19 protein-coding genes and 1 pseudogene are annotated in these 24,310 nt (G+C 52.4%); all 20 read right to left on the bottom strand.

Annotation, left to right across the window (positions count from 1 at the left end; translation table 11 throughout):
• Positions 1-481: 481 nt before the first annotated feature.
• The 20 genes and pseudogenes from BMW41_RS03490 to miaB all read right to left on the bottom strand — a co-directional run bounded on the left by BMW41_RS03490 (position 482) and on the right by miaB (position 24,295).
• Positions 482-835 (bottom strand): GNAT family N-acetyltransferase, encoded by a 354-nt coding sequence (locus tag BMW41_RS03490; RefSeq protein WP_074648872.1) that lies wholly within the window; start codon positions 833-835, stop codon positions 482-484.
• Between the two features lie 5 nt (positions 836-840).
• Positions 841-1,509, bottom strand: coding sequence for a cytidylate kinase-like family protein (locus BMW41_RS03495; protein WP_031471513.1), 669 nt, complete (start codon positions 1,507-1,509; stop codon positions 841-843).
• Positions 1,510-1,795: 286 nt separating this feature from the next.
• A complete protein-coding gene (locus tag BMW41_RS03500) occupies positions 1,796-2,719 on the bottom strand; it encodes an RluA family pseudouridine synthase (RefSeq protein ID WP_074648873.1) in 924 nt (307 codons plus the stop codon).
• A gap of 27 nt (positions 2,720-2,746) precedes the next feature.
• Entirely contained in the window at positions 2,747-3,250 is a 504-nt protein-coding gene (lspA, locus tag BMW41_RS03505; protein ID WP_074648874.1) for a signal peptidase II, read from the bottom strand.
• A gap of 127 nt (positions 3,251-3,377) precedes the next feature.
• A complete protein-coding gene (locus BMW41_RS03510) occupies positions 3,378-3,896 on the bottom strand; it encodes a cell division protein SepF (RefSeq protein ID WP_074648875.1) in 519 nt (172 codons plus the stop codon).
• A 138-nt stretch (positions 3,897-4,034) separates the two neighbouring features.
• On the bottom strand, positions 4,035-5,468 hold the full coding sequence (locus BMW41_RS03515) for a biotin/lipoyl attachment domain-containing protein (RefSeq protein ID WP_074648876.1): 1,434 nt from the start codon (positions 5,466-5,468) through the stop codon (positions 4,035-4,037).
• Positions 5,469-5,669: 201 nt separating this feature from the next.
• Positions 5,670-6,089, bottom strand: coding sequence for a twitching motility protein PilT (locus tag BMW41_RS03520; RefSeq protein WP_074648877.1), 420 nt, complete (start codon positions 6,087-6,089; stop codon positions 5,670-5,672).
• 100 nt (positions 6,090-6,189) lie between these two features.
• Entirely contained in the window at positions 6,190-7,026 is an 837-nt protein-coding gene (locus BMW41_RS03525) for a D-alanyl-D-alanine carboxypeptidase family protein (protein ID WP_083378763.1), read from the bottom strand.
• Positions 7,027-7,211: 185 nt separating this feature from the next.
• Positions 7,212-7,607, bottom strand: coding sequence for a methylglyoxal synthase (locus BMW41_RS03530; RefSeq protein WP_031471520.1), 396 nt, complete (start codon positions 7,605-7,607; stop codon positions 7,212-7,214).
• 76 nt (positions 7,608-7,683) lie between these two features.
• Positions 7,684-8,805, bottom strand: coding sequence for an FtsW/RodA/SpoVE family cell cycle protein (locus BMW41_RS03535; RefSeq protein ID WP_074648879.1), 1,122 nt, complete (start codon positions 8,803-8,805; stop codon positions 7,684-7,686).
• A 106-nt stretch (positions 8,806-8,911) separates the two neighbouring features.
• Positions 8,912-11,785: a penicillin-binding transpeptidase domain-containing protein gene (locus BMW41_RS03540; RefSeq protein WP_074648880.1), complete on the bottom strand. Its 2,874-nt coding sequence runs from the start codon at positions 11,783-11,785 to the stop codon at positions 8,912-8,914.
• A 15-nt stretch (positions 11,786-11,800) separates the two neighbouring features.
• Positions 11,801-12,310, bottom strand: coding sequence for a rod shape-determining protein MreD (mreD, locus tag BMW41_RS03545; protein ID WP_074648881.1), 510 nt, complete (start codon positions 12,308-12,310; stop codon positions 11,801-11,803).
• A 227-nt stretch (positions 12,311-12,537) separates the two neighbouring features.
• A pseudogene (mreC, locus tag BMW41_RS03550) lies at positions 12,538-13,350 on the bottom strand (rod shape-determining protein MreC); the annotation flags it as partial.
• Positions 13,351-14,049: a RadC family protein gene (gene radC / locus BMW41_RS03555; protein ID WP_074648883.1), complete on the bottom strand. Its 699-nt coding sequence runs from the start codon at positions 14,047-14,049 to the stop codon at positions 13,351-13,353.
• A 148-nt stretch (positions 14,050-14,197) separates the two neighbouring features.
• The gene (locus tag BMW41_RS03560; protein WP_074648884.1) at positions 14,198-15,481 is read right to left on the bottom strand and encodes a methionine gamma-lyase family protein; all 1,284 of its coding nucleotides are present in this window, start codon (positions 15,479-15,481) and stop codon (positions 14,198-14,200) included.
• Between the two features lie 46 nt (positions 15,482-15,527).
• Complete coding sequence (gene miaA / locus BMW41_RS03565; protein WP_074648885.1) at positions 15,528-16,484, bottom strand: tRNA (adenosine(37)-N6)-dimethylallyltransferase MiaA; 957 nt, start codon at positions 16,482-16,484, stop codon at positions 15,528-15,530.
• 29 nt (positions 16,485-16,513) lie between these two features.
• Positions 16,514-18,673, bottom strand: coding sequence for a DNA mismatch repair endonuclease MutL (gene mutL, locus BMW41_RS03570; RefSeq protein ID WP_074648886.1), 2,160 nt, complete (start codon positions 18,671-18,673; stop codon positions 16,514-16,516).
• Positions 18,674-18,689: 16 nt separating this feature from the next.
• Positions 18,690-21,323, bottom strand: a complete 2,634-nt coding sequence (mutS, locus tag BMW41_RS03575) for a DNA mismatch repair protein MutS (RefSeq protein WP_074648903.1) — start codon at positions 21,321-21,323, stop codon at positions 18,690-18,692.
• Between the two features lie 192 nt (positions 21,324-21,515).
• Positions 21,516-22,829, bottom strand: a complete 1,314-nt coding sequence (locus tag BMW41_RS03580) for a L,D-transpeptidase (RefSeq protein ID WP_074648887.1) — start codon at positions 22,827-22,829, stop codon at positions 21,516-21,518.
• A gap of 20 nt (positions 22,830-22,849) precedes the next feature.
• Positions 22,850-24,295 carry a tRNA (N6-isopentenyl adenosine(37)-C2)-methylthiotransferase MiaB gene (gene miaB / locus BMW41_RS03585; protein WP_074648888.1) on the bottom strand — a complete coding sequence of 482 codons (1,446 nt, stop codon included), beginning with the start codon at positions 24,293-24,295 and terminating at the stop codon, positions 22,850-22,852.
• Between the last annotated feature and the right edge of the window lie 15 nt (positions 24,296-24,310).

The following is a 24,310-nucleotide window of genomic DNA, read 5'->3' on the forward strand; positions in this document are numbered from 1 at the left end:
CCTTCTCGCGGCTCCTCAACGTCGGTTAAGGAAAGCCCGGTCAGGGCGATATTGCCGGATTCATCCCGTTCGACGGCGTCGATGACGGCATCATTTGCCGCAAAGGCACATACGGATGCCAGGTTGGAAAACAGAAAAACAAAGGATAGCAATAAAGCCAGCAAACGAAATCTTTTCATGACATTTTCCCCACATATAATTATCCATAATCATTAAAGCATTCTCCCTTTTTTCATTATCTATGAAGCTTCCGGATTTCGCAAATTATTTTCATTACTGATTTGATGCATAACGAGGCAAAACACGCTTTTCGCATTCTCGCGGAGCGTGTTTGTTCCATTGGAATTCCGGAGAAATCACCTATGAAACAAAAAACCATTCAGAATCTTTCGGACCGGAAAGACCTGAATGGTTTCGTAAAACTGTGGTTTAAACGATTGTTTGCTTTGGCTCTGTCACTTTGCCGCTACCTTTCACCTGCTTAATCCCGGCGGATCGAACAGGATGAACCGGTTGCGGAAGCCTTCATGGCTGCTGCTTCGTCCGGATCAACCAGAAGGAACATGTATTCCGGATGGCTGCTGAACCAGCTCTGCGCATACGGGCAGGTTACCAGACACCGGCGTCCGGTCTGCCGGATGGACTCGACGGTCTCCCGCATCAGGCGAGACGCAAGGCCCCTGCCGGAAAGCTTTTCTGCCACTTCCGTATGGGAAATGTTGACAAGTCCTTCGCCGACGGTCGGGAAATCCACTTTTGCGGTGATCGTGCCGTCCTCTTCTTCGATCCAGACACGGTTTGCTCCGGTCTGAATGATCGGGTCATCATAATTCATCGGTATTACCTCTTCTCGGAATTGTATTTTTCCTGCATATGTTTGATATATGCCTGTTTCTGTTTGGCAAATTCTTCTATGATATTGACCGCTCCGTCATATCCGACCACACTGCTGTTCAGGCACAGATCGTAGCTCTTGGAGCTTCCCCAGCGCTTGTTGGAATAATAATTATAGTAGCTGGAACGGCGTTTGTCGGTTTTGATCATGATATCTTTTGCACTGTTTTCGGAGATGTTATGCTTCGCCGCCAGATGACGGATCTTATCGGAGTCATCTCCGCGGATGAATACTGACACAACGTTCGGGTAGTCTGCCAGAGCATAGTCCGCGCACCGTCCGACGATTACGCAGGACTCACGGTCTGCCAGTTTTTTGATGGAATCGAACTGAGCCAGAAAGATTTTGTGATTCAGCGGCATATCCATATATGCTGACGCGGAATAACCGCCCATGGAGTAAGTATCCATGACCAGAGAATAAAGGAAACTGTTGGTCGGCTTCTCGTCATGCGTTTTGAACAGTTCTTCCGCGAGACCGGACTCTTTTGCAGCCATGCTCAACAGCTCTTTGTCGTAGCATTTGATGCCCAGTCTCTCCGCAAGCTTCTGGCCGATCTGACGGCCGCCGCTTCCGCACTCTCTTCCAATGGTGATGATCAGATTATTGTTCATAATATAAGCAGCTCCCTTCCAGAATCGTTGGACCGGCAGTCGGTCGGTATGCACAACCATGTGAAACCCGCGTTACGGATATCGGTTGAAGCGGATTTGACTTGTTGCCCGCAAATGACGGCTGCTGTTCCGCAGCATTTTCCGTTCATTCGTTCTTTATAGAATTATTATATCATCAATAGTCAGAAAAGTCACTTGTGGTTTTGTAAGTGTCACTTAATTATCGCAGCATTTTGCAGTGTCGAAATGGAACCTGCAAGTATCATTGCACATGCTGGATATTTCGTTATCCCGTCGCGGTCTTCCGGAGTTTTTCGAGGAGATCTTCGAAGTATTCCGGGAGCGGAGCGGAATATTCCACATACTCTCCGGTCCGCGGATGGATAAAACCGAGAATGCCGGCATGAAGGGTCTGACCTTCCAGATGGAAGGGCTGCTTTTCCGGGCCGTAGACGGTATCTCCGAGGATCGGGTGACCGATGGAAGCCATGTGAACGCGAATCTGATGTGTGCGCCCGGTTTCGAGTTTACACTCGATCATGGTGTACCGGCCAAAACGCTCAAGAACATGCCAGTGGGTGACTGCATTTCGGCCGCCTTTCGCGCCGGCACACATCTTCTTCCGGTCCGTCGGATGTCGGCTGATGGGTGAGTCGATGGTGCCGTCATCCTCCTTCAGGTTTCCGGAAACGATGGCATAATAGCGTCGGTTGATGGAGTGAACCTTTAACTGCTCTGCCAGGGAGCGGTGCGCCTGATCGTTCTTGCAGATCACCAGGACACCGGTGGTGTCCCGGTCGATCCGGTGGACGATGCCAGGCCGGAGTTCACCGTTGATTCCGGAAAGCTGGTCTTTGCAGTGATACATGAGTGCGTTGACGAGGGTTCCGCTGTAATGGCCCGGAGCGGGATGAACCACCATCCCTTTCGGTTTGTTGACGAGGATCACATCTTCGTCTTCATACAGGATATCCAGCGGGATATCTTCGGGGATAATTTCGGTTTCAACCGGTTCCGGAACATCAGCCTCGATGACATCGCCGTCTTCCACCTTGTAACTGCTCTTGACAGCGGACCCGTTCACGGTGATTGCGCCGTCCTTTAAAAGTTTCTGAACGCGGGAACGGGAGAATTCTTCATCCTGTTCGGAAAGCCATCGGTCGATGCGCTCTCCGGCTTCATCCGGTTCTACAAAATACTGTTTAATCAATGATTGCTCCGTTTCTGTGACATCGATTTATTTCAGAAAATTCAACTCCTCTTCCCGGTAGTAGAAAAACATCAGGAAGAGAAAGACAAATGCCGCACAGGTGACATAGATATCCGCGACGTTGAAGACCGGGAAATTAATCAGGCTGAAATAAAAGAAGTCAACCACAAACTGGTTCGTTACGCGGTCGATCAGGTTGCCGACGGAACCGGCAAAGATCAGGAAGGCGCAGGCCTTGAGCGGCAGGTAACGGGGCGTGCGCGGCATTTTCGCCAGAATATACAGGATGGCTGCCATGATGACGATGGTGATGGCGGAGAGAATCCAGTATCCGCCCTGCATCATGCCAAAGGCCATCCCGCGGTTTTCCAGATACTGGAGCTGAAATACGCCCGGAATCAGGATAATGTCATCGGAGCCTTTCAAATGAACGCAAGCCAGATGTTTGGTCCATTGATCCAGCGCAACGGCCATCAGTGTGAACATGCCAAGCTGCAAATATGTGGTAAATCGAGATGTTTCCTCTTTCAAAATATGTTCCCCCTGTAAAATAGAAAAACTCAGATCCTACCGCAACCAACAAACAGACAATCCCCCGAAAAGGAAGATTGTCTGTTCCTTGCAATTTTTATATTATTCGGCTGGATTCCTGCGTGAATCAAAGATGGAGATTCATACCGGAAATATTCAGAGATCCGTCTGCCATCAGCTCCGGAAATTCACCGGACAGAGATACGCTTGCCGGTGTTGCGATAAAGATATAATTCGAAATCTTCTGCAGATTGCCGTTCATGGAATAGGTCGCACCACAGGTGAAATCGATAATTCTCTGAGCCATCTCCATGCGCATTCCTTCCATGTTCAGAACAACCGCACGGCCGGAAAGCAGAAGATCACAGATCTCACGGGAATCTTCCATGGAACTCGGCTTCACAAGCGAAACTTCCATCGAGCGCTTCATCGGAACCACTTTGCTTCCGGATGTCTGTCTGGAGGAAAGGAAATGACTGCTGCGGCCGTTGTCTTCCGTCTCCTCTTCCTCTTCTGCATCGCGGGATCTTCCGAAGAGATGCTTCTTGGACTTCGGTTCTTCCTCCTCGAACTCTTCGTCCTCGTCGTAGTATTCCTCATCCTCGGTCAGACGCATGGTATCCATTAGCTTGCTGAAAATACTCATCTTCAATTCTCCATTCCCCTAACAGCGTTCTTATATAAAAAATGCTGCTACTTTTTTGTTCATAATAGTATTATCTTTAATTTTTTTAATACTGTCAACTTGTTAAATCCTACATTTTTCTGACGGCCCGAAAAAAGATCAGCGGTAGACCAGCTGACCGTCCTCCACGGACGACGCATCCAGAACAATGCGGTCATACACGGAGAGCCCGTATGCGGAATTGGGCTTGGCGATGATGTACTCTCCGTTTTCTGTCAGTTTGTCAATGACGCGGAAAACAGCATATCCCTTATTGATATTGTAAACGCCGGTCATTGTTTCCGTCTTGCCGACCTGATATCGGTCGTCCGTGCCGGAAGAATCCGGTTTAATCAGATAATCTCCGTCACCGACGGGGCCTCCGTCCTTCTTTTCCACATAGACAATACCCTGCTCGTCATCGGTGTCGGCCACATCGACCGGCGTGAAGACAACGGACTGATCTCCGTTCTGATTATAGGTTTGTTTCATGAATCCCTTTTGCCCCGAGTCGGCGTCTCCTCCGGTTGTCAGATATTCCTTCGGAATGATATAGAAATCATGGGACGCAACGGCACTGACAGGGATTTTCAGTCCGGTTGCCTCATTGGTGACCACTTCAAAGTTCAGAAAACGGTCTGACACAAAGCGGACCATGTATTTGCTGAAATCCAGTCTGGCGTATGTTTTGCCGTCTCCGCCGGTGAACGTGCTGTACGCCCCGCTCAACTTCAGCGACTGAGAGGACGGCTTAATGGTCAGATATTTCTTTTCGGAAAATGTCTTTTGGTCTTCTTCCGAAATCGGGAAAACCAGACTCCAGGTTTCACTTCCGATCAGTTTATAGATCGGAGAATTCTGTTCGATCAGGTCTCCGGACCGTGAGCTTGTTCTGGTATATTTCGACTTGTCAAATGTCTCTGCCGTCACGGACTCCGGGGAGACGTCCTCCAGAGAATCGATCACATAGGAAATGACTCCGGCCTGATCGGTGGTTATCTGCTTATAGTTGATACCCTGCTCCTGCATTGCCTGGGCAAGCGTGTCCAGAGCATTCAGGTTCATATACTCGGCAACCGCGGACTGAAGCTGATACTGTTCGGAGTATACATTAGAAAAGTTCGAGTCACCGTAGGAAAGGGAAAACGAACTCAGCTGCTGTTTCAGATTCGCGACACTGTCGCTGCTCATCTCCGTATTGGATCCGGAATTCTGTGCAAGAAATTTACCAAGCTCTCCGGTCTCGTCCAGGGAATAAATGGTAGATCCCCTGGCGGCTCTTTTGCCTTCCCGAATAAAGAAATTGACATACCCGGTGCTCTCGGTCGTCTTTACGTTTTCATCGCGGAAAATGACGCCGGTATAGGTATGATTGTTTACAATACTTCCCTCCGCCACCTCATAGAACTGGATTTTCGGCTTGCGGAAATAGGTAAAAATATTCAGGATGAGGTAAAAGAATATTACGGTAAAGATGATCATTCCGATATTGATGTTGAGTGGTTTCCGGTATCGGACGACCGTTCTGTCTTTCTGTTTCTTCTTCTTTGCCATCAAATATGCCTTCTGAATCGTCTGTGTTTTTTGGGGGAAAATTCGAATAACTCCGGAATATTCCGCCTATCTTATATATTATAGAGATTGAGCGCAAAAATGTAAAGGACCGACATCGTCCGATGCGGCCCTTAACGTTTTTGCTATAATTTGTTTCCGGCAGATCCGATGTGCATTATCCGTTATCCGGATGAAACGGGCTTACAGAGAAACGATAATGTCTTTCTGCGCGGATTCCGGAATCTCTGTTTTATCCAGCGATACGCTGAGAATAAAATCAACGTGATATTTCTCACCGATCTTCTTCAGGTGTGTCAGAGTCGGTTCAATATCCTGCCCTTCGAGGAAAGCGATTTTGAGGAAACTGTCCAGATACATCTGCTCCAGATCGTGGTTTTGGCAGATGATTCCACAGATGAAACCGATAAATCCGTCGGTCGTGTCAACCGGATAATCCTGAACATTGATCAGGCGGATTTTGTTATGCAGTTCATACATGTGTTTGATGCTCTTGTCGAGATATACAACATCACCTTTTGCGGTTTTTATGGCGTTGTTCGCCATATCCAGAAGATACTTTGTTTTGCCCTTACCCTTTGTTCCTGATACGATCTGAACCATAAACAATTTCCTCCTCGACGCGATTAAATTTTAAGAAATTAGTATAAAAACGACTTATTTCTGAGACAATTATAGTATGAAATGACGAAAAGTGCAATCACTATTCCTTAATTTTACCGATCATGTTTGTCATATTCTGATACAGCGTGTCATGATTCTCGGACTTCAGGACGATGGAAATGAATTCTTTTTCCTCCTCATTCTCGGAAGCCATCACCAGACAGGATCCGGCCGCGCGGGTTGTTCCCGTCTTGCCGCCGATGACGGTGACTCCCTTCGGGGAAGCCACCTTTTTCGTGAGGTACCAGTTGCTGTTATCCCAGGTTTTTGCCATCCCGGTGCCGTCACTGCTGATCCAGTTGCCCACATGCTGCCTCGTGGAGATGATCTCACGGAATTCCGGATATTCCAGTGCTTTTTGGAATATCAGGCAGAAATCGTAGGCCGTCGTGTAATGCTGATCGTCGGAAAGTCCGTTGGTGTTGACAAAATGGGTTCCCGCGCATCCGAGCAAAGCCGCCTTCCGGTTCATCTCCCCGACAAAAGCATCGACGCTTCCGCTGGTGTAAAACGCAAGGGCATTCGCGGCATCATTGCCGGAGGGAAGAAGAAGTCCGTAGAGGAGTTCACGGACCGTAATCTGATCGCCGGGTTTGATGCCGGCAAGGGATGCGCCGTTTTCTGTGATGACGGCATCTTTGGTCACTTCCACCGTCTCATCCAGACCGCCTTTTTCGAAGACCAGCAGCGCCGTCATGACCTTGGTCAGAGACGCCGGATAGAGACGCTCATACGGATTTTTGCTGTAGACTACGGTTTTATCCGTTGCGTTGAGGACGATGCCTGCCTCACTGGAGGTCACGGACGCATCGTATTCTTCCTGCGGGTCAATGACGGCGAGATCCTCCGTCATCAGAGGGAGATCTCCGGTTTTCATAAACCGGGGATAGCGTTTGGATGTGCTGTAGCTTTTTTTCAGACCCGACAGCATAAAAACGGCGATGCCGATCAGACAGAATAAAATCAGCAGGAACAGTAAGATCGGCAGATGCCGCTGCCTGCGGCGGCGTCTGCGCCGACCGCGGCGTGATCTTATTGTTCCTGCGGCGATATTCGGTGTACTCATTTATACATCTCTCTCCATTCGAGATCTCCGCGATCCAGCGCTTTGATCAGAAGCTCTGCAGTGGCAAGATTGGTTCCCATCGGGATATTGTGCATATCACAGAGCTGAACGACGTCATTGACATTCGGTTCATGGGATTTCGGAGCCAGCGGATCGCGAAGAAAGATGACGAGATCGATCTGGTCGTTTTCAATCTGAGCGCCAAGCTGCTGCATTCCGCCGAGATGTCCCGGAAGAAATTTGTGTACGGAGAGATTCGTGACCTCCTCGATCAGTCTTCCGGTTGTTCCGGTTGCATACAGATCGTGGCGGCTGAGGATGCCCCGGTAGGCGATACAAAAGTTCTGCATCAGTTTCTTTTTTGCATCGTGTGCAACAAAGCCAATATTCATGGTGTCCTCCTTAATATGCCCGGTAAAGATGGCCGGGGCATGTTGCATGGTTGCCTAATGATACTTTGCTGTGCCGTCAGGCGGCACTCGCCCTCTGCATTCCGATGTTCAGCACGATTCCCATTCCGACAAAGGTGCTGAGCAGGGAACTGATTCCCGAACTGATAAATGGAAGCGGCAGACCGGTATTCGGGAAAATTCCGGTTGCAACCGCGATGTTTGCAAAACTCTGGAATGCGAGCAGCGACGCGACGCCGGTGCAGATCAGTTTTCCTTCCAGATCTCTTGCGCGGGAAGCAATGAACAGACATTCAAACACAAGCAGTAAGTAGAGGGAAATGATGACTACGCAGCCGGCAAACCCCATCTCCTCTCCGATGATGGCGAAGATGAAATCCGTCTGCTCCTCGGAAAGAAAGTTTCCGTTTTTGACGGAGCCCAGCGCCTCGTTAAACAGACCCTTTCCCGTCAGTCTTCCGGAACCGATCGCCATGATCGAATTGTTCTGCTGGCGGTTCAGATCCGTGTAATCTCCGCTGGTATTGAAAAAGCGGGCCATGATTCGCTGGGCCTGATACTGTTTCAGGAAGGGAACCATGTCTTGCAGCGCTGCCCACAGAAGTATTCCGAAGGCAGGCAGACCGACCAGAAGGGTTCCCCCTATCCACCGGTAGCTGAGGCCGGCGGCAAAGATCATGCATAGAATCATAACGGAAATGACGATGGTTGTCGAGAGGTTCGGCTGCAGGAAAACCATCGCCAGCGGAATTCCGGCAATTCCCGCGGTGCGGGCAAGGGTTCTCGGCTGATTTAAGGTGTCGATATTCCGCGAAAGATAAATCGCGATGACAAGAATCAGGCCGATTTTTACAAACTCGGACGGCTGGATCTGAATCGGTCCGATCTTCAGCCAGCGGGTCGCTCCTTTGGTGCTGATACCCATGATGAGCACGGCACCAAGCATCAGACTGCAGACAACATAGATGGCTGCAGCGAACTGCTCGTAGCGGTGATAATCCAGCATGGAAACCGCAATACAGATGACAAACGCAAGAACTACGCCGCCGATCTGTTTGATCATTCTGGAACTGTCCGCGCCCGATGCACTTGAAATCGCAAGAATTCCAATCAGACTGAGTGCGGCCATGTAAAGCAGCAGTCTGAAATTGTAATTCCGGAAATCATAATCAAACAGCATTGTACACTTCCTTCTTCATAACATTTTACCCTAAAGTGATCATCATCACAATAGTAATTTGGTACTTTTTCACAAACATTATCGCGTTTTTTTGCGTGAAATTCGATCAGTCTCCGTTGATTCTCTCGTTGGAGGCATCCAGTGCTCCGCTGGCCATAATATCATCCAGAGAGGTAAAGCCGTAATAAAGGCTGTACACGTGCTTGGCTGCCATCGCGGCATTGGAGGATGAATATCCGTTCGGAATATTGACGGTTACCGCAACCTCCGGATTGTCAAACGGCGCGAAGGAGACGAAGAACGCGTGGTTTCCGCGTTTTTTGGACTCCTGGGCTGTACCGGTCTTGCCGGCAACCGCCAGCGGGAAATCGGCAAAGATCTTGTTGGTCGAGCTGTTCATGATAACCTGCCGCATTCCCATATGAACGGCATTCCAGGTGGAATCGCTGATCTTGAGCTGATCACTGACGGTTGGCGTGTAATCCTTAATGTGATTGCCGTTGGAATCCGTCTCGTGATCGATCAGACTCAGGTCGTAGACCGTGCCGCGGTTGGCAAGGGCCGTAACGTAGCGGGCAAGCTGTACATTTGTGAACTGGTGTGTACCCTGACCGATGGCGCTTCGCTCCGGATCGGTGTCGGAGATATGCGGTTCGGACTCATTGATCTCAATTCCGGATACCCGGTCCAGACCGAACATCGCGGCGTATTTGCGGATCCGTGAAATACCGGTGGCGGTGTTGTAATTCTTGTTTTCATCCAGAGACAGGCGATGGCCGACCTCAGAGAAAAATACGTTGCAGGAATTCTCAATTCCGCCGATGACATTCAGCGGGCCGTGTTTTCCCGGATAGATCCAGCATCGAACCGGAGTGTCAATCTCATCGTAGATACCGGTACAGTCGATCTGTTCGTCGACGGAGATGGCATGTTCTTCCAGACCGGCGATGCTGCTGATGGGCTTAAAGGTAGAACCGGGTGCCTTCAGGGTCTGCGTCGCGTTGTTTCGGAGCGGCAGCGACTGATCATTGTTCAGCTTTGAGAAATAACTGATGTCGTTGATCTTGTTGTTGTCGTAGCTCGGATAGGTGACAAGGGCCTGCACCTGCCCGGTCCGGACGTTGGTCATGACGCAGCTTGCGGTACAGGGGTCCAGTGCCAGCTGCGCCGGCGTGATCTCGATGGAGCGGATCTTTGCCATGAGCAGCGAGTAGGCGGTGTCATTTCCGCCGGCGCGGAGGGAATCCACCGCACCCTGATCCCAGGAGAGAACGCCCTGATCGTACATGGCGAGCATGAGTTCCTGACCGGTTACCACGTTGTTGTTGATCAGATACCGGTATACTTTCTTGCTGAACTGACGGTCGTCGGCCAGCGCCTTGGAGACGTACTCCGCCAGGGCGTCAAAGACTGCGTTCGCGTCCGAATAATTGCTCTCGATATTCAGTTTTGTGGTATCGATCCAGTTGGCGGAAATACCGTAATACAGGTAATCGCGCAGACTCATGGTGTTGTTCTTCCACCGGCCGTATTCCTCGCTGGAGGTGTCAATGCCGGATGAATGAATGATGCCTACGGCGTCGGACGCCAGATAGGTATAGATGTAATTCATGTAGGCCTGCATTTCCTCCGAAAGCTCGTTCATCGGCCGGGGATCGGCCCCCGTGAGCTGCTCGCGGATCTCGCTGTCGATCCGGCGGCGGGAGGTGGTGTAATCCGCGGCGATCTTCTTCTCGATGGAGGAGGCATCGTCGGCAAAGAAATGCTTTTCATCCAGCACATTGTTGTTGATCAGCTGGAAATACGCATCTTTCACCGGAATTTTGATGTGCGACGAGTCGGTGTACTGAATCGTTCCCGGTTCCTGGTTGACGATGGTCCCCAGAAGAACACCGGCCAGCTGACGCTCCAGAATGTTGTAGATTCCCTTCTGAAGATTCAGATCAAGTGTCAGGTACACATCATTGCCGGCTTTCGGCTCGGTCCGGTCGATCACCCGCTGAATCCGGCCCATGTTGTCGACGTACACGGTCTCGGAGCCCTTGGTTCCCTTGAGTTCGAGTTCCATGGACGATTCAATGCCGGTGCGCCCGACAATGTCGTTCAGCTCATACCCCGAATCGGTTTTTTTCAGTTCTTCCAGCCGTTCAGTGGTGACTTTGCCGGTGTATCCGATGATCGGTGCGAAATACAGCGACTCGTGGTAGACACGGTTGGTGGACTCTTCGATGCTGACTCCTTTGAGGAGGGGCTGGTGTTCCAGAATATCGGCCACTGTCGCGTCACTGACATTGACCGCGATGGTGGTGGTCTCGTATTTCTGGAATTCGGTAAAACGCATGGTATAACGGATGTCCAGAATCTGAAGCGCCGTCGGAACATCCGGAGTCCAGACCTGACTGTTCTCATCCAGTGTTTTATCCAGTTTGTAGCGGTCGCAGAGCTGATGATAGAGTTCCTCCGCGGTGACGGCGGACGGGTACTTCCCTCTCTCATCATCCAGTTCCTCGACGCTCTTCAGACCATAGTAGTCGCGCAGAAAACGCTTTCTTGCATTTTCGCTCTCGGATGTAAAAATGACATTTCCATCATCATTTACGCCGAGTTCCAGATTCCCCTGTGCCTTCTGGCCGTGTTTCTGAAGAATATGGACCAGACGCAGAAGCATGGAGTTCATGGAGGCGGAATCGCTGTAGGCGCCGACATCCTGAATGGAAACGTTGTATGCAAGCTCATTGCTTGCGAGGATGTTGCCCGCGCGGTCGTAGATATTGCCGCGGGTTCCGGCGGTACGGATTACCTTCTCCGCCATGGAGACATACTCCTGCTGGTAGTTGTCGCCGTTGATGATCTGCATCTGAAACAGATGGACGATCAGCGAACAGAACATGGCAAAAAAGATCGCGCCGAGCCCGAAGATTCGGGACGTCATGATCTTTTTTGCGAGGTCAACGATAAAATCTCTGAAATCTCCAAACAATGTGAAAAACTCTCCTTACCTTGTCTGCTTCTCATCCCATTCCGTAAGACTGTGGTTGATAAACAGAAGCAGCCGATAGATGACCAGGGTGGTGACGGTGGTGAAAATCACTTCGGGAAGAATAATCTTGACGAAGTAATAACCGAAATTCAGTTTGCCCTGAACCAGGAACCGGAAAATATAGATATACAGGTTATAAGCGAGATCGTTCAGGATCGCGAGTGTCAGCGGCAGTGTGATGTAATCCTCATAGTAATAACGGGTAAAACATCCGTTCAGAAACCCCATGTTGACGAAAAACAGGGTGTAAAATCCGAATGCGCCGCTGTAGAACAGGTCCATGACCAGTCCTGCCACAAGACCGTAAATGATTCCCATCTGCCGCCCTTCGATGAATGCGCAGATAGAGACGATGATCAGGAGCAGATTCGGCCACGAGGCGAGAATACTGATCTGGGGAAACAGGCAGACCTGTGCCGTAAATGCCAGAATCAGCAGAACAATGTTTATGATTATTTTTCTCATCGGTGTTCCTTCCCTGCGGCTTACCCGTTGGATCCGGTCTCTTCCTCGACGGTCTCACCGGAGGAAGAGGATTCTTCGGAAGTCTCCGAAGCCTTCTCGGTCTTCCGTTCTGCGATGGGATCGATGACCGGTTCGGTCTCCGCCTGTGTCTCTTCCTGCGGAACATCGTTGTGTTCACTGGCGGAACGCTTTGTATCGCTGTCGTCCTGATTCTGCATCTCCTCCCCTTTCAGTTTGGTGATGATCAGGACTTCTCGGATGTTGTCGAACTGTCCGACGGGAATGACGGTGCCGGATTTTGTGACGTTGTTGGAATCCGTGGAGAGAGCCGACGCATAGCCGATGAAGAGGCCCGGAAGATATACATCACTGATGTTGGACGTCACAATCCGGTCACCCTCTGCGATGTCCGCATCCTTCCGCACATGGTCGAGGCCGAGTCTTCCGTCCTCGAACAATTCCATGCTTCCGGACACATTGCAGGTTTCACCGGTCCGCTGGGACATTGCGCTGACGTTGCTGTCATCGTCAATGATGGCGCGGACTGTGGCATAATTCTGGCCCACATCGGTTACAATGCCGATCAGACCGCCGTTGGCAATGACGTTCATATCGGCGCGGATTCCATCGGACGCTCCCTTGTCGATACGGAAAACCTGAAACCAGTTTCCGGAGTCTTTGGCGATGACCCTTGCAGCAACCTTCGGATAATTCATATATTCCTGGTCGAGTTTGTAGAGTTCCCGGAGCCGCTCCAGCTCATACGTCTCGCTGGAAAGCCGGTTGTTCTCTTCCGTCAGGTTGGCAACCCGTTCATTCAGGCGTGCGTTCTCCTCCTGCGCGTCCCGGAGATCGGAATATGCCTGAATATTGCCGAACAGACCGGAACCCACCGCGTTGACGCCTTTTTCCATCGGCACAAGAAAAAATCCCGCTCCGCTCCGGAGTGGCATCAGAAAGCTGCTGTTTACCGACGTAACGATGATAAGAAGCAGGCACAAGGCGGAGATGCCCGCAATGATATATCTGTCATTTTTCATTTAACTTATCAAACCCCAATCTCTGAAACTGAAAAATGTCTGATCGCCGATGATCACATGATCCGCAAAATGAATGCCGATGGCGCGGCCAGCCGCTGCAAGCTGTTCGGTAATGCGGCGGTCTTCCGGGCTCGGAGACGGATCACCGGCGGGATGATTGTGGACCACCGCAATGGATACCGCCTGCCAGCGGAGCGCTTCGATATACACTTCCCTGGGGGAAGCGATGGACGCGTTGACACTTCCGCGGAACAGCGTTTCCTCATGAACCAGCATTCCCTTATTGTTCATAATGAACAGCCGGAATTCTTCCTGTTCGAGGTGCCGCATATCTTCCATACAGAACGCGGCAAGATCTTCTCCGCTCTGGATTCTGCGGACTTCCGTCCGGGCAAGCTTCCGCCACATCCGCTTGCTCAGCTCGCCGATACACATGATTTCGGCGGCCTTGACATTGCCGATGCCGCGGATTTTCCGGAGTTCCGGGCCCTTCAGATGAAGAAGGCCGAGAATTCCCTCGGGTCTTGCACTTTCAAGAAGCCGGCGGGCGAGATTCAGAGAATTTTCGCCTCTGGATCCGGTTCGCAGAATGACGGCCAGAAGTTCCGCATCCGACAGGCCGGAAGCTCCGGTTCGGAGACATTTTTCCACCGGCCGGTCTGCTTCCGGAATATCTTTGGTTTTCAGATTATCAGTCATATTGGCTCTCTTTCCCGTGCCTCTCCCGATACACAGCTGCGGAAAGCCGGCTGCTTTTGACGGTTTCGTCAAAAGGGCCAAATATTATTTTACCATAAAAGTCAATCTGACTTCCATGAAACTTTTTCTTAAGTCATAGAATCCGGAATCAGCCGATTTTTGCGAGTCCTGCGTCAATCATCTTCTGAAGGGACATGAGAATGCCGAATTTTGCGTGCTGCCAGGTAAGGCCGCCCTGGAAAAATGCGGTGTACGGCGGCTTTAACGGCCCGTCCGCAGAGAGTTCGATCGAAGCACCGGAGATAAACGCTCCGGCTGCCATGATGACATCCGAATCGTATCCCGGCATCGCCCAGGGTTCCGGTTTGACGAAACTGTCCACCGGAGCGGCGGCCTGAATACCCTCGCAGAAACGGCAAAGACCCTCCGGAGTTCCGAAATTGATGGCCTGGATGATGTCATAGCGCGGTGCCTCTGCTTTCGGGAAGCATTCGAAACCGAGCTTCTGATAGAGATTGGCCGCAAAGATCGCGCCCTTGAGCGCATTGGAGGCAACGGAGGGCGCAAGGAAGATGCCCTGATAGAAGGAACGGTTGACATTTAAGGTTGCGCCGACCTCTCTTCCGAGGCCCGGACCGCCGAGACGGAAGGCTGCATTTTCCACATATTCTTTTCTGCCGGCGATATATCCGCCGATGGGAGCCAGACCGCCCCCCGGATTCTTAATCAGGGATCCGACCACAAGATCCGCACCGACATCGGAGGGTTCAATGGTCTCGACAAATTCACCGTAGCAGTTATCAACCATAAAGATGACATCCGGTTTGATATTGCGGATGAAGGAAATGACTTCTCCGATCTGTTCGACGGAAAAGGTCGGTCTGGTCGCATAGCCGCGGGAACGCTGAATTTCCACAAGGCGGGTCTTTTCGTTGACGGCCGCCCGGATGGCGTCCCAGTCAAAGGAGCCGTCTTCCTTCAGATCCGCCTGACGGTAGGTGATGCCGTAGGAGGCCAGGGAACCGTTGGATTCGCGGATGCCGATGACCTCCTCCAGCGTGTCATAGGGTTTGCCGACCGGAGACATGACCTCATCGCCCGGGCGGAGATTTCCGGCGAGGGCAATGTACAGCGCATGGGTTCCGCAGGTAATGGTCGGGCGGACGAGGGCATCTTCCGTATGGAAAATGTCGGCGTACACTCTTTCGAGTGTCTCACGTCCCATATCGTTATAACCGTAGCCGGTGGTTCCGAGGAGGCATGCCTCGGATACTTTGTTTTTCTGCAGAGCCCTGAGGACCTTCAGCTGATTGTATTCCGTGTTTTCGTCGATGCGGTCGAAACGGCTCCGGAGATCCCGAAGGATATCATTTCCGAACTTCAGCACTTCCGGGGAAATCCCCATTTCCGCGTACATCTGATTTGTTTCCATTGTATTTCATTTCCTTCCTGTCGCCCCTTCCGGAGCGTTGATTGATTCATTCCTGTTTTTCTTTGGATCCACCGATCTCCCGGGCGATCATCTCCGCAATGGCGGGCGCCCCTTCGGGGTAATCCGGAAGCCAGATCCATCGGACGTCCTGCTCTCTTCGGAACCAGGTGAGCTGACGCTTGGCAAAATGTCTGGTGTTCTCTTTGATATCGTCCACCGCTTCTTCCAGCGTACATTCACCGGCAAGAAAAGACATCATTTCCTTATAGCCGAGTCCCTGCATGGCGGTGGAACTCCGCAGGCAGCCCATATCCCGAAGTTTTCTGGTTTCTTCCAGAAGTCCCTGTCTCATCATGAGATCGACCCGGCGGTTGATACGGTCATAGAGAACCGCGCGGTCCATGTTCAGGACATAGTAAAAGCAGCGGTAGGGGGACTTTCTCTCCCGCTCTCTCCGGTTGTGTTCGGATATTGTCATGCCGGTCTGGCGGTAAAACTCGATGGCGCGGATCATCCGCTTCACATTGTTCGGATGAATGGCCTTTGCGGATTCCGGATCCACCGCGGCGAGTTCACGGTGAATGGCTTCCGCCCCTTCCCGTTTTGCCCGCTGTTCCAGCTCCTCCCGAAGCCGGCTGTCCTCCTCGGTTTCGGTGAAATCAATGTCCCGCACCAGCGCCTGTACATAAAAACCGGTTCCGCCGCAGATGATCGGAATGTGTCCACGGTCCCAGATCTCCTGCATGGCTTTTTTTGCCATTTTCTGGAAGGTAACCACATTGAAGTCTTCCGTCGGTTCCAGCACATCAATCAGGTGATGGGGAATCCCGCAGGTTTCTTCCGGTGTGACTTTGGCGGATCCGACATCCATATAACGGTAGACCTGCATGGAGTCGGCGCTGATGACTTCACCGCCGATCCGTCCGGCGAGTTCCACCGAAAGTGCGGTCTTGCCGGACGCAGTCGGCCCGGCGATGATAATCAGAGGTTTTCTGGTCTCCATATTCTGTATGAATTCCTTTCGGCGGCGGATCAGACGATCCGCTTGAATTTCTTTTCCAGTTCCGTCCGGCTCATGGAAATGATCGTCGGCCTCCCGTGGGGGCAGGCATACGGGTTTTCGAGAAGAAGGAGTTCGTCGATCAGATGATCCGCCTCTTCTCTCGAGATTTCATTTCCGCCCTTGATGGCAGCCTTGCAGGACATGGTTGCAATGCGGTGGTTTAAGGTATCCGTGATGGTGACGCCGCTTTCCTCGGTCAGACTGTCCAGCATTTCCAGAAGAAGATCCTTCTTGGCCACGGAGAAAAGATTGTCCGGAACGGCGCGCACGGCGAAATCATTTCCCTCAAAGGGCTCGATCTCAAAACCGAGGGTTTCAAATTCGCTGCGGTAGATCTCGAAGATCCGCTGCTCTTTTTTGGTCAGCGTCAGAATCAGCGGAGGATTCAGAAGCTGTGATGTAAAAGTCCGGTCTTTCAGCGACCGCATGGTCTTTTCGTAGAGAATTTTTTCATGCGCCGCGTGCTGATCGATGATATACAGGTTGTCATTGTACTCCACGAGCCAGTATGTGTCAAAGACCTGTCCGATGAGTTTATGGCGAAGCCTTGACTGCGGCGAGAGAAGTTTTTCCTCAAAGAAATCGAGCTGCTGCGGTTTTTCCGGGGTGTTTCCATCGTCCCGGAGTCCGGAAATGTCCCCGGTGATCTCTCCGGACGAAGCCGGAGAATGGCTGCTCATTTCCGCTGACACCATCGGTTCGCTTTTTTCCGCTTCCGGTGCATCCGCCGTCACAAGTTTCTGCGTCGGGCCCACATTTTCGCGATCGAATTCCGACTTTGCGGGCATCACGGTGGTTTCGCCGGATTCCCGGACAATTCCCGGTACAGCCGGGGCGGATTCGGACATAGGCGGAAGCTGGGTATTGGTCTCGTTCAGTGCTCCGTTCACCGAGTGAAAACCGGACTCTCTGAGGCGGTTTTTCTCGAAGGGCTCCGGCCGGTTTCCGCGCATCAAACCGGAATCCGCGCCGTTGGATTCTCCGGCATCCGGGGCCTGAAAACGGACTGCCTTCAGACCGGAGGCGGCAGGTGTACCGGTAAAAGATGTGGTACGGTTTCCGGAGGAAAGACCGGTCTGCGGCGTTTCCTCCGGAACTGAAACGGATGACGGTTCCTCGTCCGATACCTCCGGAATCATCTCCCGTCCCCGCAGGATCATGGAAATGGTGTGAAATACCATGCGGTAGATCAGTTCATCATCCCGAAAGCGAAGTTCCATCTTGGCCGGATGGACATTGACATCGATAAATGCCGGATCGATGCGGAACGTGAGCATGGTGAACGGGTATTTGTGCTGCATCATGTAGGGTTTATACGCATCCTCGATGGCTTTGGAGATCAGAGGATTCCGGATAAAACGCCCGTTGATGAAGTAGACCTCGAAAGTGCGGCTGGCGCGGCTGATGATCGGTTTTCCGATGAAACCGCCGATCCGCACCGGCTCTGCCCCGGCTTCCACCGGCATGAGATTGCCGGCAATCTCCCGCCCGTAGACGGTATACACAATATCTTTCAGATTATGGTTTCCGGTGGTGTGAAGCTTGTTCTGCCCGTTCTGCATAAAGCGGAAACTGATCTCGGGATGGGAAAGCGCGATCTTCTCGACCAGAGCGGCAACGTGGGCCCCCTCCGTCGATGCGGATTTCAGGAACTTTCGTCTCGCCGGTGTGTTGTAAAACAGATCCCGGACCAGAAATGTGGTGCCCTCCGGCGCCCCGATGTCTTCGAGTTCCAGTTCCTTTCCGCCTTCGATGCGGTATCTGGAGCCGGAGACCTGATCGGAGGTCCGCGTGATCAGCTCTACCTTCGAGACGGAAGCGATGCTCGCCAGCGCCTCACCGCGGAATCCGAGGGACGACACCGTGATCAGATCCACCGCGTCCCGGATTTTGCTGGTCGCGTGCGCCAGAAATGCGGTGTGGATCTGTTCTTTTTCGATTCCGCAGCCGTTATCGGTCACACGGATCATGGAAATGCCGCCGTCGCGGATCTCCACAGTGATCGCCGTTGCTTTGGCGTCGATGGCATTTTCCATCAGTTCTTTGACAACAGATGCGGGTCTTTCGATGACCTCGCCCGCCGCGATCTTGTTGATCGTATCGGCATCCAAAAGACGAATCTCAGGCATGGCTCATTCCTTTCTGTCAGTTATTCCACCGGTTTTTGAGCTTTGACTGCAGCCGGTCGAGCTCGTTCAGCGCTTCCAGCGGGGACATCTGGTTTACTTTCAGTTCCAGAATCTCACGGACAATGTCGTCGGAGCGGATGGTATCCGACATGGAAAGCTGGCCGCGGTCAACCTCATCCTGCTTTTCGATTTTTTTCCGGGTTGTGGCGCTGGAGCCGGCAATCTCTCTGGCCCGGTCGACGATATCGGCGTCGCTGAGCTGCTCAAGAATCTCGTTGGCCCGGGTGATGACAGCTCCCGGAACGCCGGCTAGCTTGGCGACCTGAATACCGTAGCTTCGGTCCGCACCGCCCTTCACGATCTTTCTCAGAAAGACGATGTCGTCTCCCTGTTCACGGACGGCGATGCAGTAGTTGGTGACACCGGTAAGGGCGCCCTCCAGCTCGGTGAGCTCGTGGTAATGGGTGGCAAACAGCGTCTTGGCCCCCAGTGTCTTTGCGGAAGATACATATTCCACAACCGCCCAGGCGATGGCCATTCCGTCCAGCGTGCTGGTTCCGCGGCCGATCTCGTCGAGAATGACCAGGGAATTCCGGGTGGCATTCCGGAGAATGTTGGCGACCTCGGTCATCTCCACCATGAAGGTACTCTGACCGCTGGCGAGATCATCCGAAGCGCCGACACGGGTGAAGATGCGGTCGACGATGCCGATGTCCGCCTCATCCGCCGGAACGAAGGAACCGATCTGGGCCATCAGGGTGATGAGGGCGGTCTGCCGCATATAGGTGGATTTTCCCGCCATGTTCGGACCGGTGATGATGGCGAAGCGGTTCCGGGAGTTGTCGAGGAGGGTATCATTTGCCACAAACAGATCGTTCTTCATCATGCGTTCCACCACCGGATGACGTCCGTTTTTGATGCGGATCTGACCTTTCTCGTTGATGGACGGCTTGACGTATCCGTATCTTGTCGCAGCGACGGAAAACGATACCAGCACGTCGGTTTTGGCGATTGCCCGCGCCGTCTTCTGGATCCGCGTCACCTGCTCGGCGATCCGGTCGCGGACATCCACGAAGAGATCGTATTCCAGCGAATACAGCCGGTCTTCCGAGCCGAGAATCTTCTCCTCGGTATTCTTCAGTTCTTCGGTGGTATAACGCTCGGCGTTGACCAGAGTCTGTTTGCGGATGAAATAATCCGGGACGAGATCCTTGAAGGAATTGGTGACCTCGAAATAGTAGCCGAAGACCTTATTGTACTTGATTTTGAGGTTTTTGATTCCGGTTTTTTCCCGTTCGGAAGCCTCTAAGTTTGCAAGCCAGTTTTTGCCTTCGGTCTTTGCCCTGCGCAGCTCGTCGGCGTCTTTGGAGTAACCTTCCCGGATGATGCCACCCTCCCGGAGCATAACCGGCGGCTCGTCGTTGATGGCGGACCGGATCAGGGTGCGGATGTCATCCAGCGGATCGATCTCCTCTTCGGTCTCACGGATCAGATCCGACGTGAAACTCTTCAGCTGATCTTTGATGGGCGTCAGCATTTCAAGGGAAGAAGCCAGAGCGATCAGATCCCGCGGATTTGCGGTCTTGTAGCTGATTCTTCCGATCAGGCGCTCCAGATCATAGATGGGGCCGAGGTACTCGGAGATCTCCTCGCGGGAAATGTAATTCATGTTGAATTCATCCACTGCGTTCTGACGGTTTACAATCCGTTCCCGGTCGATCAGCGGCTGCTCCACGACACTGCGCAGAAGACGCGCGCCCATGGCCGTTCGGGTGTGGTCGAGCACCCAGAGCAGCGTTCCTCTCTTCTGCTTTTCGCGGAGGGTTTCCGTGAGCTCCAGATTCCGGCGTGTGGAGGTGTCCAGCATCATATACTGGCCGGTGGTATACGGCGTGATATGCGTCAGATGGTCGAGATGGTTTTTCTGCGTTTCATAGAGATAAGACAGAACAGCGCCGGCCGCAATGGTTCCGACCGGATAATCGCTGAGACCGAGGCCGCCCAGATTGCCGACATGGAAGTGTTCTTCGAGAAGTCCCCGGCACACGTCGTCAGAAAAATAACGGTGTTCGAGCACCGAAACCGCAATGTTCAGCCGGGCTTTCAGGTCATCCATATCCAGACCGCTCATCATCAGCGGTTCATTGCACACGATCTCTGCCGGCTCAAAACGGTTAATCTCGTCCGTCAGACTCCGCTTGGAGGAGACTTCCGTCACCAGATAATCGCCGGTCGTGACATCGACGGCGGCCAATCCAAAGGTGCGGTCGAGACACACAATTCCCATCAGATAATTGTTTTTTGTCTCTTCCAGGCTGCCCTCTCCGAGAAGCGTTCCCGGGGTAACCACGCGGATGACTTCCCGTTTTACGAGGCCTTTGGCAAGTTTCGGATCCTCCACCTGTTCCGCAATCGCGGCCTTATATCCTTTTTTTACCAGACGGGTAATGTATCCGTCCACCGCGTGGAACGGAACGCCGCACATCGGCGCGCGCTCTTCCAGACCGCAGTCTTTTCCGGTCAGTGTCAGTTCCAGCTCACGGGATGCGGTCTTGGCATCCTCAAAAAACATCTCATAAAAATCGCCGATCCGGTAGAACAGAATGCAGTCTTTGTACTGCTTCTTCATCTCCAGATAGTGCGCCATCATCGGTGAAAGTGCCACTGGTCGATCTCCCCTCTAATAGACAGATAGAGCGCGGTGTAACAGGGCATCTACCGGCCCTGATCGCACCGCGCTTTTCTTTATACGATTCGAGTCCCGCTCTTCGGGATTCTCTCGTTCCGCGGCAGCTGCCGGCGCCGCATAGAATTATGGACGCCGGCTTTTTGCACACGCAACTCAGTTTCCAAGTTCCGGATCGGTCGGATCCCAGTTCTGGTCATCGCGTACCGTAATCTGATCCGGAATCATAAACGGTCCCGGATTGGTTGCATCCTCATAGATTGTGACGGATGTGCCGAGCTTACAGTTGTCGTAAACCCACTTTGCATTCTTTGCAACAAGGCGGATACAGCCGTGAGACAGAGAAATACCGAGACGGTTGTAGCCGGCGGTATTCAGTGTCTGGTTGTTCGGAGCGGCATAGGTAATGGAGTGCATCATGACCCCGCCGACCACTCTGGTCGCCCACTGGGTATAGCTGTCGTCGATCATGAATCTCCAGCGGTACTTGTCCAGGGTGTTGAAGGTGCCCACCGGTGTGTTCTCCCCGCCGGTGGAGGTCTTCATTGCTTTGACCGGAATGATGTAACCGTTCTGTCCGTCCTTGGCATATACCGTCAGACAGTTCAGCGTCTTGTTGATGCGGATCTGATAGCTCGGCTGCTTTCCGATCAGCGCGTCCACGTCCTGATTCAGCTGGCCGTTCGGCTCGAAATAGAATTTCAGACCGTCAATGTACTGCCATCCGGTCAGCGCCTGTCCGTCGCGGAAATAGTATCTCTGGTGCTCTTCGTCGAGCCAGCCGCTGTACGGGGTGCCGTCTTCCGCCGTCATGGTGGTCGCGTTGTCCGCAATGTTCAGACGACCGGACACATTGGAACGGTATCTTGCGCTGCCGTTGTCCTGCGGAGCCTCGGAACCCTTCGGAAGAACCACGACCTCAAGGTTGGTGATGCACTCGCCGAGATCTACGGTTCCGGCAATCTCACCGTTTTTCGCCCATCCCATCTGTCCCTGTCCGGTTGTGGTGGTGCGGTAGTATACATCATATTCTTTTTCGGCTGTTCCGGTCAGTGCGATCTGAACCGCCTGCATTTTGTTGTCATCGCTGACAACGGTGGATTCCATGCCGTCGTGATTCCACCACAGAAAACCGCCGTAATTGTTGTAGGTCCGGTAGGAAATGCCGCCGATCCCTCCATATCCGCCCAGATTCATGGTCATCGCGCAGATCTGGTTTTTGGAATCTCTCAGATAGTTGATCTCCACCGGGAGCGCAGACTCCGGTGTCGGCAGAACCTGTGCCGGAGCAGCGGCATCCGGATTCTGACTCGGTGAGGCTACAGAGGAGGAAGAAACCTGCTTTACGGTTTTCCCTTCTGCTTTTGCCTGTGCAATCTCCGCTGCCGGGCCGGCATAGACAGCCGGAGCCGCGGTACAGCTGAACATTGCGGCCGCCATTGCCGCGATTAGTAACTGATTCTTTTTCATAACGGATAAACCCTCCTTGATTACCGAATCATGGTTCCCATATAGTAGAAGCCTCTTGCCTCATCCAGATGAACCGGGACGATACTTCCGATCAGATCTTTGGATCCCTCAAAGTGAACAACGCTGTTATTCGAGAGACGTCCGGTCACGTAGCCATACATATGGTCATCCTCCTCTTCCACGAGAACCTTCTGATCGGTTCCCTGAAGAAGCTCGCAGCGCTTTGCCGCATTGGCCTGAACCAGAGCGAGAAGCCGGTCAAACCGGTCTTTTATCACGTCAGCCGGAATCTGGTCTTCCATTTTGGCCGCCGGCGTGCCGCTTCGCTTGGAATAAATAAATGTGAAGGCGCTGTCATACTGAACCTTTTCCACTACATCCATGGTTTCTAGAAAATCCTCTTCCGTCTCTCCGGGGAAACCGACGATGATATCGGTGGTGATGGCCATGTCCGGAATCTCCTGCCGGATCTTGCGGGCCAGCTCCAGATACTGTTCTTTGTCGTAATGACGGTTCATGATTTTCAGAATCCGGCTTGAGCCGGACTGAAGCGGCAGATGAAGATGCCGGCAGATCTTCCCGGAATTCTTCATGACCTCAATCAGTTCATCGGACAGATCCTTCGGATGGGATGTCATGAAACGGATCCGCTCCAGCCCATCGATCTTCTCCACCTCTTTCAGAAGCTCCGCAAAGGTGATGGGATTGGCGAGCGTCTTTCCGTAGGAATTGACGTTCTGCCCAAGCAGCATGATTTCTTTTACGCCGTTTTTCACCAGAAGACGGCATTCGTTCAGAATGTCCTTCATTTCCCGGCTGGTCTCACGCCCCGTCACATACGGGACAATGCAGTAGCTGCAGAAGTTGTTGCAGCCGAACATGATATTGACGCCGGATTTAAAGGAATATTTCCGCTCTGCCGGAAGATCTTCGACAATACGGCGCCTGCCGTTCTCAATGTCGATGACCTGATGACCGCAGTCGATTCTCTCGGCCAGAAGCTCCGCCAGACGGTAATTATTGATATGACCAAGAACCACATCGACGAAGGGATAGCTTTTCCGGATCTTTTCGATGACGTGCTCTTCCTGCATCATGCAGCCGCAGATTGCAATCATCATATCCGGATTCTTCTTTTTGATCGTGCTCACGCGTCCGAGACGGCCGTATACGCGAAGATCGGCGTTCTCACGGACCGTACAGGTGTTGTAGAGAACAAGATCGGCGGTCTCATCCCTTCCCTCTTCGAAGCCGGCATCTCTCAGAATGCCCAAAAGTTTTTCCGATTCGTGGGCGTTCATCTGACACCCGAAGGTGGTGACGAAGCAGGTGAGCGGTCTTCCGAGGGCTTCCCGGCGCTTCTTTGTCCAGTGGCGGAGTCTGGCGATGAAATAACGCTGTCTTGCCGGCTCCGTCTCCGGCGGAAGTGCCGCCAGATCGATGCTGTCATAGTTAAATGCTGTCATATATAAAAAATCTCC

The sequence above is a fragment of the [Clostridium] aminophilum genome, assembly GCF_900101295.1.
GTDB lineage: Bacteria > Bacillota > Clostridia > Lachnospirales > Lachnospiraceae > Clostridium_R > Clostridium_R aminophilum_A.